The sequence below is a fragment of the Oleiphilus sp. HI0132 genome (assembly GCF_001635845.1).
In genome coordinates this window covers 1-11,227 of the sequence record NZ_LWGJ01001869.1, presented here as the reverse complement: position 1 = coordinate 11,227, position 11,227 = coordinate 1, and the positions used below count along the sequence as shown (strand labels likewise).

Here is an 11,227-nt window from a genome sequence, read left to right as displayed (position 1 = left end):
ATATAATTGATACATTAGCGCGATGGCGATAACACTCGTGATGGCGATGACCAGTAAAAAGTAGAGTTGCAACTTGAGTTGATGGCTCCAGCTTGTCCATGTTTTCGCTTGCGCATGCTCGACTTCCTGAATCACTTTACGGCTATAAACGTTCCATTTGTTATATAAACGGCCGAGCTTTTTACGTAGCGACTTGACTAGTTTAAGGTTGGTTGCATGATTCTCTTCATGGAGTTGTGCAATCGGCTCCCCAAAACCTTTAAGTGTCGAGGTGATTTTGCTGAGTTTATCGAGGTCGCCAAATTCTTGGTGTAAAGTTTTTGTTTTTTCGCTATCAAGGTCGTTGAGTATACTGCCGCGCATAATGCGAAAACCTTTTTTCAGGTTCTTAATGTTTTTTGAACTTGTTTCGGCCTGGTAGTCCTGAATGAGGGAGATGATTTTTAGCAATTTGGGGTTAACCCCGAGATTGTTATTAATTATCGCCAGATAAGGTTCAACTGCATCGTTGTTAATGTCTTTAATTGAATTGATAGAAAAACTTACGCCCGCCAAAATAATCAGCGCGAGAAGAACGAAGATGGCAACTAAAGTTTTCGGGGTTGCTATTCGACTTGATAGAGTTTTGTGTTGTTTGCTCATTCAACTTCGATAGATTTTATTTGCCAGACGGACATGTTGTAATAGAGGTCTCTTCTCAACTCTTTATATTTATCAAAGGGGAAGACAATAAAAAACGGTCCTCTGTCATCGATGGTCATCATTTTTCCATTTTCATGGGTTGCTAGTAGTACGTCATACTTTTCTATTTCGCTGCGTTTTAACTCGGCTGTGTAATCATCAAGCGCAGTAACAAAAACACTGTCCCCTCTAGCGCCAAGTTGATTAAGTAGGTCTCCTAGAACTGGACCTTTGTAGTTTGTTGGTTTGGAAAGTACATGATTGGCGGTGACAATGCTTGACGTTTGTAGTGCCTCAATCATCCCTCGGTCAAAGTGAGCTTCGCCATCAAGTGTTGCTAAGCTTTAAGTCACCAATGACTTCGAGAATAACCTCACCTGAAGGTGGGGGAAGTAGGCTTTCGGCATGAAGAAAACAAGGTAGCAATAAGAGTGTGCATAGTAGATTTTTCATAGGATCTGTCTTCCGCTCTTTGTTTAAAGGCAAGGCGATTCTTACTTGTATAAGCATAGCAAAGATCGAAGCTAATGCTTTGCCTATTGACTCTCTCTGTAAATATGGCGAATACATGATTTGTCGCTTATCCTTTAGTGAACACATTTCATTTAGAGTCGTCAGCATTGAACGCGAAGTATTCCCTACATAAACAGGATTCCTCGGAAGAGGCTATGAACCAGGAGGGTAAAGTTAGTCAACCCACCTCGCCTGTGGGGAAGTTTGACCGTTTTGTTGATGCCTGCATTCCTGAAGCTGTGCGCGCCGATTCATCGCAAGCTCTCCAAGCCAGAACACTCATTATTTTCGTGTTAATACTGAGCTTCTTTTCAATTGTTGGTATGACATTCACTTTAATGGTAGAACAGAGCTTGCCTTGGGAGCGAGTTCTAACCATGTTCCTGATCGCACTGCAGCCCGTTTCTTTGTTGATTATGTGGAAAAAGCAACACTTACGAGGGGCGGCCTTATTCTTTCTCGCTCTTAGCTTAATTCTGGTCTGCTATGTAGATTTTATGAATAGGTCTTTAGAGGGACCTGCAAGCGTCTTATGGGTTTTACCTTATGCAATGGCGGCTATGTTAGTTGGTGCGAGAAGTGCTTTTTACATCGCCTTGGCGTCGGTTGTTCTGATTAGCTTGAATGCCACATTACTTAAACTTGACTTACTTCCTGCTTCTTTGAGTTCTCCAGAAAACTGGATTTGGCTCAAATTGATTTTTACCTTAATCGTTCTGTGTACGGTTGCATTCTGTATCTATGGCTTGATTAGCCTTGAAAAGCGTAAACAAGAAGAATTAAGTCAAGAGATTCGACTAAATAAGAAGATGATGGAGTCTCTAGAAGTTGCTACAAATGAAGCCCAGGCGGCAGCTAGAAGTAAGGAGTTGTTTTTGGCTACGATGAGTCATGAGCTTCGAACACCGCTTAATGGTGTGTTGGGGAATGCTCAGCTTCTAGCAAAAGAGATTAAGGATATTAGCGCTAAAGCTCGTGTCGAGAATATAACTTCTTCTGGTGAACTTTTACTTTCAATTATTAATGATGTATTGGATTTCAGTAAATTTGAGTCGCAGGGCGTTTCTCTGAACCTAGAGGTTTTTGATCTTTCACAGTGCCTGCGTCAACTCTATCGTTTGATAAAACCGCGTGTGCAAGAGGGGGTTCAGTTTTCTATCTCGGGTGCTGATGAACCTATTTTTATCAATACCGACCCTAACCGCCTGTCACAAGTTATTCTTAACCTCCTATCTAATGCGGCAAAGTTCACGGAGCAAGGCCATATTGGGCTAAGTATGAGTATGCTAGGTGATGGGCAGTTGAAAATTCAGGTGAGTGATACTGGAAATGGTATTTCGGAAGAGAACCAAAAACGTTTATTTCAGGATTTTGTTCAGGTGGGTGATGATACGCAAAAGCATATGGAGGGGACGGGTCTAGGTCTGGCTATCACTCGTCGTATTGTTGAACGAATGGAAGGAGATATACAGGTATATAGCTCGCTTGGTAAGGGTACGACAATGGCTGTTTATCTGCCGGTTGAGCTTGTTGAAGAACCACAAACAGACCAAGACCCGGATATCGCAAGCAATTCACTGAACGATGTTGATTATTCTGCTGTACGGGTGCTGATAGTTGATGATGTTGAAATGAACTGTGTGATGCTCGAGGCATTACTAAATTCACTAGGTATCTCTAACTGCGAAGTAGAAAGGGACGGTCTTGATGCGGTGAATAGAATAAAACAGGACGATAATTTTGATATTCTCCTGATGGACGTACGTATGCCTATAATGAACGGTCTTGACGCGACTCGCCAAATACGTGAACTTGGATACGACAAACCGGTGATTGCGTTGACGGCAAATGCTTTTGAGGAAGATCAGGAAGGCTGTCTGGAGGCAGGTATGGAGCACTTTCTTGCAAAACCCTTACGCCTGGAAGATTTACAAAGTGTACTTAACAAAGCGCTGGCCAGTACTAATCCCTCCTTAAATTGATATAAATCCACATACGCTTAGTGTCTATATGATAAAGTTCTGGCATGTTTAGATAAGTCAGGGATTTTTTATGGGGCAGAGCGTTCCACACAATATTACCTTTTACGACCAGCGTGACCATCTGTTTAACGAGCTGCATACGCGCCCCTTTCCGGTTATTTCCTCTCCTGCCAGGGTTTCTCAATTATCGGTACTGCATCAAGTAGAGCAGACTGGCGTCGACTTTCGTTTAGGGGAATATCAGCATATATGTAACTTGTGTGCCCGCTATAGTGTTAATCCACCGACTGAAGAAGCTTCTTGCTACTATCAAGACTTCGGTGGTTTTGAGTTTCGCTGGGAACGTCATACCGAGTTTTCAACTTATACCTTTATTCATCAGTTAGAAAGTCAACCTTTTGAAAAGACAGGGCTTTCATTACTGCCTTCTGAGTGGTTGGAAGCGATTCCTGGTAAGGTGATTAGTGGTTTGCATGTCGAGGTAGAAGAAGAGCAATCTCATAATTATGAAAGCTCACAATCCGCCGTAGATGCCATGCGTAATAATTTTGAGGGGCATCGCTTACTAAGTTGCTTCGTTCGCGATAAACAGGCACAGGTTTGGACAGCGTACCGGATTCATAGTGACTCCATGGGGCGCTTTCTGATCGTTAATAAGGGCTTGAATCCTTGTCAGACCGGCCGCTTGGTGCGTCGAATATTGGAGTTGGAAACCTATCGAATGATGGCTTTGTTGTCGTTTCCGATTGCTAAGCAGACAGGGCCGAATATTCATCTAATGAACTTGAATCTGGCTGAGATCATTCAGAATATCACTGAGATTAAAAACCTTGATGACGAACGTCGTTTGATGGGAGCGTTGACCCACTTATCTGCGCAGATTGAACAGACAATATCGGAAACAAATTATCGCTTCTCAGCGACTGAAGCATACTACCATTTAGCGATGAGCAGGCTCGAAGAGTTAAAGGAAAGCGAGGTTTGCGGCTTACAGACACTGAGTGAGTTTCTAAGTCGTCGTTTAACGCCAGCTTACTTAACATGTGAAACCATAGAGAAAGATTTGGATGACTTGTCGCGCAGAATTGATAGAGCCAGTGAATTACTGCGAACGCGCATGAACCTCACAATAGAATCGCAGAACCAGAATTTACTGCAGTCCATGAACCGCCGTGGCAAGCTGCAGCTGCGTATGCAACAGGCTGTTGAAGGCTTATCTGTAGCAGCGATCAGTTATTATCTGGTTGGCTTGGTGAAGTACGTCGCAGAGTCTGCAAAATCAGGCGGCTTAATCGAAAGCAGCACGCTGGTTACCGGTATTTCAGTACCTTTTGCTATTGGTTTTGTGATGTTTGGTTTGGGACGAATGAAACGCAAGCTACATAAGGAAAATGAGAAACTGAAGGGAAATAATTAAATGGCTCTTAACCGAGTAGACCGTAGGCAGAGCCTTCCACGGCTCGCTGGCGGGTTAGCACGGAGAGTCCATATAAGGGGTGGAACCCTCTGCTTACGTTCGTTAAAAACTAAAAATTTCCAGCGATATTCTTCATGCGTTCAAGCATAGAGCGCAAGCCATTGCCTCGGGTTGGGCTGATATGACGCATCAGATCCATGTCATTGAATATTGCTTCAACATCTTTAGCGACGATTTCGGCAGGTGAGCGTGCATTAAGTGTCGCCAGTACAACAGAGGCAAGGCCTTTGACGATAATGGCGTCGCTCTCAATTAAAAAGAAAAGCTTGTTGCTGGCTTCGTCAAAGTAGTGAACAAGCCAGACTTGGCTTTGGCAGCCATGGACCAGGTTTAGTTCAGTCTTCTCTGCTTCAGGAAATGCCGGGAGTGATTTACCTAGGTCGATGATATATGCGTAACGTTCTTCCCAGTCATCCAGAAATTCGAAAGCCTCAAGGATATCGGCATCCGTAGTTTCGGTACCAAAAGGGTTGTTTTTAAACATGTCTGGATTAGCAGCTTGACTCATTAATACGACCTAAAGTGATAAACGATGATTCCGAGGGCGGGATTATATCATACAGATCGAGGCTTTCTTAAGGGGTGATTTTACCCTGTTAACATGCTGTATGTAGGTCGGGCTTTAGCCCGACAATGCAGGAACTTGGTATTAGTTGTGAGTTAGAGTATGCCTCGGAGATTGTCGGGTTGAACCGCGGCCTACAACATACCCAACTCTAATTTCGCTTCATCGGTGAGCATGTCGTTACTCCAGGGAGGGTCGAATACTAGCTCTACGCTGACTTTGTCTACGTTCGGTACTTGGCCAACTTTACGCTCGACATCGGCAATCATGGATGGCCCCATACCGCAGCCAGGGGCAGTGAGGGTCATGTTGATTTTGACTTCATTTTCTACAACTTTGCAGTCATAGATAAGACCGAGCTCGACCATATTAACCGGAATTTCAGGGTCATAGCATTCACGTAAGGCTTCCCATACCTGGTCTTTACTAACGCTGCCATCGGAGGGGGTTTCAAAACTGGATACAGCCACTTCTTTGCCTAGCGCATCAGCATCTTTGCCTTCAATGCGTGCAAGGTTACCATTGACTGCAACCGTATAAGTGCCTCCAAGCGATTGGGTAATGGTGACAAAAGAGCCCTTGGGAACCATGATCTCAGTACCGGCGGGTACTAGCCGGGCTTCACATTCACGGTTGGTGACAACTACTTCTCTTTCCATATCTTAAGACTCTTCAGTAACTGAAAAACTTTCACCGCAGCCACATTCGCCTGTGACATTAGGGTTCTTAAATTGAAACATTGAATTCAGGCCGACCGTGATAAAGTCGATTTGGGTGCCGTTCAGCATGGGTAAGTCTTTGTTAGGCACAAATAGCTGCAGAGAGTCGGTAATATTAAAGACTCGGTCATCCGTTTCAGGTGCTTCGCAAAGATCGGTTTCATACATAAAACCGGAGCAACCACTGGTTTCAAGATATAGGCGCAAACCTTTCTTATCAGGTGCTTTTTCAAGCTGCTTGGATATATGTGAAATTGCTGATTCACTCAGAGTGATTTCAACTTTCGGATCAAATGTTGCCAGAGACATAATGGTACCTATTAATGCTGTATCAAGCGAACATGCGCTGAATTTTTTCTAGCGCAACAAATAGCTGCTCGACTTCTTGTTCGGTATTATAAAAAGCAAAGGATGCGCGAGCCGTACCGGGGATTGAAAGATGATCCATTAGCGGCATTGCGCAGTGGTGTCCGGTGCGGATGCCTATGCCTTGCTGGTCGAGCAAGGTGCCGATATCGCTAGGGTGTAATCCTTCAATCAGGAAGGACATCACGGGTACTTTGTTTTTTGCTGTGCCGATGATTCTTAGCCCGGGTATCGTTGCAGCTAATTCATGGGCACGTGCCAGTAATTTTTGTTCGTGAGTTTCGATCGCTTCTCTATCTAAAGAGTCCATGTAGTCAATGGCTGCAGCTAAACCAATGGCTTCGGATATCGCTGGTGTACCGGCTTCAAATTTATAGGGTAGCTGGTTGAAGGTAGTCCTCTCAAAGCTAACGCGCTCTATCATTTCGCCACCACCTTGATAAGGAGGAAGCGCTTCTAAGCGAGCTTCTTTGCCGTAAAGCACGCCGATACCGGTTGGGCCAAATAATTTGTGTGAGGATAAAGCATAAAAATCACAGTCTAAAGCCTGAACGTCGACCTTGAAATGAGGCACTGCCTGGGCACCGTCGATAACGGTGATGATATTGGCAGCCTTTGCTTTTTCAATGATTTCTTTAACAGGGTTAATCGTGCCCAGGACATTGGATACGTGGGTGACAGCGATGACTTTGGTTTTCTCGTTAATCAACTCATCAACTTGGGAAAGTGATAGCTCACCGTTCTCGTCAAAATCGAGTACTTTAATTTGCGCACCGCATTTCTCCGCCGCTAATTGCCAGGGAACGATATTGGCGTGATGCTCCATGCGGCTAACGATGATCTCGTCACCAGGCTCTAGCTGACTTGCCAAACCGTTAGCAATCAGGTTAATGGCTTCAGTTGTTCCTTTGGTCCAAATGATTTCTTTGGTTGAGTTTGCATTGAGAAATTGACGAACTGTTTCGCGTGCACCTTCGAAACCAGCCGTTGCACGGTCACCCAAGGTGTGCGCGCCTCGGTGTACGTTGGCATTATCATGATGATAGTAGTTCGCCATGCTTTCGAGCACCGCTTCGGGCTTTTGTGCACTGGCGGCACTATCAAGGTAGATCAAAGGCTTGCCATTGACCTCTTGGTTTAGAATAGGGAATTGTTCTCTAATACTTTCAATATTCATTTATCACTCAATACCTTGATAGCTCTTTATGACGCAGGTGCACTAACGACGCGATCATTTAATCTAAAGGGTAACTTAACAGCTCTGCCAGTTGCTGCTCCCAGAAGTCTGCAATAGCTTCAATTGGGGCTGCCCGAACCACTTCCAATACAAAACCGAGGGTTAGCATCAGGCGAGCCTGTTCATGCGTTACGCCACGCGTTTTAAGGTAGTACAGTTCAGTTTCGTCTAACTGACCAATGGTTGTACCGTGAGCACATTTCACGTCATCGGCATAAATTTCCAGCTCGGGCTTGGAATCGATTTCAGCAGACGATGAAAGAAGAAGGTTCTTGTTATTCATTGAACCTAAGGTCTTCTGTGCGTCCGGGTGAATGTGAATTCGGCCATTAAAGACGATATGGGACTTATTGTCGGCAATACAACGGTAAGTCTCATTACTGGTGCAGTTTGGTGCAATATGTTCGATACAGGTATGGTTATCGTAATGCTGCTGACCGGTGGTGACAGTAACACCGTTAAGATCACACTCAGCACCTGCTTCTAACATCTGCACGTGCAAGTCGTGACGACCCACTTGGCTGCCCAAACCTAAAGAGTAGCTCTTGAAGTTAGCGTTACGATAGAGCGCGACACCGGTAAAACCGATTTGCTTGGCTGGCGTAGATTCAAGGTTCATACGCAAGTACTTTACATGAGCATTATCAGCAATACGCAGGTCACATACACTGTTAACAAGCCCTTGAGCACCTTCTTCGGCGTCAATGACGAGTTCTTCAATAAAGGTTGCTTCGGCATTTGCTTCAACGTTAATGAAAACGCGTGGCTGGCTCAGGCCGCTAGCATTGCTATGAAAAACCAACTTGAGTGGTTTGCCCAGTTGAGTATTCTTCGCAACGTTGATGAACAAGCCATCTTGCATCAAACCCGCATTCAGTTTTGCAAACAGCAAATGCTCTGCAGAATTACTTATGCTATTGGCGACAAGCTCGCACTCTTTCTCATCAAGAGAAGACAAACTTTTGATGGTGATACCCGCTTGTGACAAGGCATCAGCGTCATAGCTTGGCGCATTATTATTGGCGATCAGTATCGTGTTGCAATCAAGCTCGTAGCTCACTTGGTAGGGGGTAGCGATGGCCGTTGCTGGTGAAAAGCTTTCAGGAAGCTTCAAGTGCTTCGCTGAGTATTTCCAGGCTTCGGTTTTTCGGGTAGGCACAGCCGTTTGTGACAGGGCTGCCATACTTTCTTCGCTATATTTTTTCAGTGACTCGGGTAAGTCAGAAGACTTATTTAGACCGAAATCAATATCACTTAATAAGGTCATTACCGTGTCCCTAAGCTTTGTCTTCTTCGATGCCTAACCAGCCGTAGCCCTTTTCTTCAAGCTCAAGCGCGAGTTCCTTACCACCAGACTTAATAATCTGGCCGTTAGCAAGAACGTGAACGTAGTCAGGAACGATATAATCAAGTAAACGCTGGTAGTGAGTGACCATGACTACTGCACGCTCTGGTGAGCGCAGAGCATTAACGCCGTCAGCAACCACTTTAAGTGCGTCGATGTCTAGTCCGGAGTCGGTTTCGTCAAGAATCGCGAGTGATGGTTCAAGCATTAGCATTTGCATGATTTCATTACGCTTCTTTTCACCGCCAGAGAAACCTTCATTGACACCACGCTTCAAGAAAGATGGGTCTAGGTTAACTTGCTGAATCTTTGCTTTGGCTTGCTTCATGAATTCAGCCGCGTTCATTTCGTCCAGACCGCGGTGCTGGCGAATATTATTGATCGCAGTTTTCATAAATTGCAGGTTGCTAACGCCAGGAATCTCAACCGGATATTGGAAAGCTAGAAAGACACCTTCACGTGCTCTGTCTTCAGTTGACATGTCTAGCAAATCTTTGCTTTCGAAGTCGATACTGCCGTCTGTTACTTCATAAGCTTCATTGCCTGCAAGCACTTGCGATAAAGTACTTTTACCCGAGCCGTTTGGCCCCATAATCGCGTGAACTTCGCCTGCCTTCACTTCAAGGTTTAAGCCTTTCAGGATTTGTTTGCCTTCAACATTGGCATGTAAATTTTCGATCTTTAGCATTGTCTCTCTCTTTAATGCTTTTGGTCATCCCCGCCAGGGCAGGGGCCATTGTATTTTAATTGATTTAGAGTCTTATTAACCGACGGAGCCTTCAAGGCTGACTTCTAATAGTTTTGTTGCTTCGACAGCAAATTCCATCGGTAGCTCTTTAAATACTTCTTTACAAAATCCGTTAACGATCATTGATACTGCATGTTCCGCATCAATGCCACGTTGCTGACACAAGAACAGCTGGTCATCACTAACTTTCGATGTGGTGGCTTCGTGTTCAACGACTGCTGATTTATTCTTACTTTCGATGTAAGGGAAAGTGTGAGCGCCACACTTATCACCAATCAATAGCGAGTCACACTGAGTATAGTTTCGAGCGTTCTCGGCGCCAGGGCCAATACGAACCAAACCGCGATAGCTGCTGTCACTCTTACCGGCTGAAATACCTTTAGAAATGATAGTGCTTGAGGTGTTTTTACCCAAGTGAATCATTTTTGTTCCGGTGTCAGCTTGCTGGAAGTTATTGGTCAGTGCCACAGAGTAGAATTCACCAACACTGTTATCACCTCGCAAAATACAGCTTGGATACTTCCAGGTAATTGCTGAGCCGGTCTCAACCTGAGTCCAGCTAACCTTGGAGTTTTTACCGATACAAGACGCGCGCTTGGTCACAAAGTTGTAGATACCACCCTGACCATTTTCATCACCTGGGTACCAGTTTTGAACCGTTGAGTATTTGATCTCGGCGTCATCAAGAATGACGAGTTCCACAACGGCTGCATGAAGCTGGTTCTCGTCACGCATCGGTGCGGTACAGCCTTCAAGATAGCTGACATGGCTGCCTTCATCGGCAACGATCAATGTTCGTTCGAACTGCCCGGTGTTTGCTTCATTGATACGGAAATAAGTGGATAGTTCAAGTGGGCAGCGAACGCCTTTCGGGATATATACAAAGGAGCCGTCACTGAATACGGCAGAGTTAAGTGCCGAGTAATAATTGTCACGTTGGGGGACAACACTTCCTAAATACTTTTTGACTAGCTCGGGGTATTCGTGAACTGCTTCAGAAATAGGGCAGAAGATAACGCCAGCTTCCGTAAGCTTCTCTTTGAAGGTAGTACCGATAGAGACACTGTCGAAAACAGCATCAACTGCAACACCTGCCAAACGAGCACGCTCATGTAATGGTATGCCCAGTTTCTCGTAAGTTTCGAGCAGTTTAGGGTCGACTTCATCCAAACTTTGCGGCGCATCGTCCGGGTTTTTGGGAGCGGAAAAATAAGCGATGTCGTTAAAGTCGATTTCCGGGAAGTTTACCTGCTGCCATTCGGGTTGTTCCATATCCAGCCAGCTTTGATAAGCTTTCAAACGCCACTCTAGTAACCACTCAGGCTCATTCTTTTTTGCCGAAATACGACGAATGACATCCTCGTTTAATCCGGGTTCAAAGGTTTCTGACTCAATATCGGTCACAAACCCATGCTCATACTCTCGTTTAATCAGGTCTTTTACGGCCTTATCGGAGTCAGACATGCTTTTAAGCTCTCCCAAAAATAAGATATATCCGTTTGATAAAACAGGTTTTTTATCAAGCTGGTGTCATAGAATTTAGCGAATTATATAATAACCAAGTAATTTAGTCAGGTATTTTGATGCCACCTGA

Annotated in this window: 11 protein-coding genes; 2 read left to right on the top strand and 9 right to left on the bottom strand. The window is 44.7% G+C overall.

What is annotated here, in order from left to right:
* Together A3766_RS28250 and A3766_RS28245 are read right to left on the bottom strand one after the other, a co-directional pair.
* Positions 1–642: hypothetical protein (locus A3766_RS28250; RefSeq protein ID WP_197479818.1), on the bottom strand; the 642-nt coding region annotated here is incomplete at its 3' end.
* On the bottom strand, positions 639–983 hold the full coding sequence (locus tag A3766_RS28245; protein ID WP_082865419.1) for a molybdopterin-dependent oxidoreductase: 345 nt from the start codon (positions 981–983) through the stop codon (positions 639–641). The genes A3766_RS28245 and A3766_RS28250, both read right to left, overlap by 4 nt.
* 366 nt (positions 984–1,349) lie before the next feature.
* On the opposite strand from A3766_RS28245, the gene A3766_RS28240 reads away from it, so the two are divergent.
* Together A3766_RS28240 and A3766_RS28235 are read left to right on the top strand one after the other, a co-directional pair.
* The gene (locus A3766_RS28240) at positions 1,350–3,176 is read left to right on the top strand and encodes an ATP-binding protein (RefSeq protein WP_068513156.1); all 1,827 of its coding nucleotides are present in this window, start codon (positions 1,350–1,352) and stop codon (positions 3,174–3,176) included.
* Between the two features lie 70 nt (positions 3,177–3,246).
* A complete protein-coding gene (locus A3766_RS28235) occupies positions 3,247–4,593 on the top strand; it encodes a DUF3422 family protein (protein ID WP_068513152.1) in 1,347 nt (448 codons plus the stop codon).
* Between the two features lie 109 nt (positions 4,594–4,702).
* Here the strand turns inward: A3766_RS28235 and A3766_RS28230 are convergent, their stop codons facing one another.
* From A3766_RS28230 to sufB, 7 genes are all read right to left on the bottom strand, one after another.
* On the bottom strand, positions 4,703–5,161 hold the full coding sequence (locus tag A3766_RS28230; protein WP_068513150.1) for a SufE family protein: 459 nt from the start codon (positions 5,159–5,161) through the stop codon (positions 4,703–4,705).
* Between the two features lie 191 nt (positions 5,162–5,352).
* Positions 5,353–5,877: a putative Fe-S cluster assembly protein SufT gene (sufT, locus tag A3766_RS28225; RefSeq protein ID WP_068513147.1), complete on the bottom strand. Its 525-nt coding sequence runs from the start codon at positions 5,875–5,877 to the stop codon at positions 5,353–5,355.
* 3 nt (positions 5,878–5,880) lie between these two features.
* Positions 5,881–6,246: an iron-sulfur cluster assembly accessory protein gene (locus A3766_RS28220; protein WP_068513144.1), complete on the bottom strand. Its 366-nt coding sequence runs from the start codon at positions 6,244–6,246 to the stop codon at positions 5,881–5,883.
* A 22-nt stretch (positions 6,247–6,268) separates the two neighbouring features.
* Complete coding sequence (locus A3766_RS28215) at positions 6,269–7,480, bottom strand: aminotransferase class V-fold PLP-dependent enzyme (RefSeq protein WP_068513142.1); 1,212 nt, start codon at positions 7,478–7,480, stop codon at positions 6,269–6,271.
* A 58-nt stretch (positions 7,481–7,538) separates the two neighbouring features.
* Positions 7,539–8,807 carry a Fe-S cluster assembly protein SufD gene (gene sufD / locus A3766_RS28210; protein ID WP_068513139.1) on the bottom strand — a complete coding sequence of 423 codons (1,269 nt, stop codon included), beginning with the start codon at positions 8,805–8,807 and terminating at the stop codon, positions 7,539–7,541.
* A gap of 10 nt (positions 8,808–8,817) precedes the next feature.
* Positions 8,818–9,573: a Fe-S cluster assembly ATPase SufC gene (gene sufC / locus A3766_RS28205; protein ID WP_068513135.1), complete on the bottom strand. Its 756-nt coding sequence runs from the start codon at positions 9,571–9,573 to the stop codon at positions 8,818–8,820.
* Positions 9,574–9,648: 75 nt separating this feature from the next.
* Positions 9,649–11,097, bottom strand: coding sequence for a Fe-S cluster assembly protein SufB (sufB, locus tag A3766_RS28200; protein ID WP_068513132.1), 1,449 nt, complete (start codon positions 11,095–11,097; stop codon positions 9,649–9,651).
* Between the last annotated feature and the right edge of the window lie 130 nt (positions 11,098–11,227).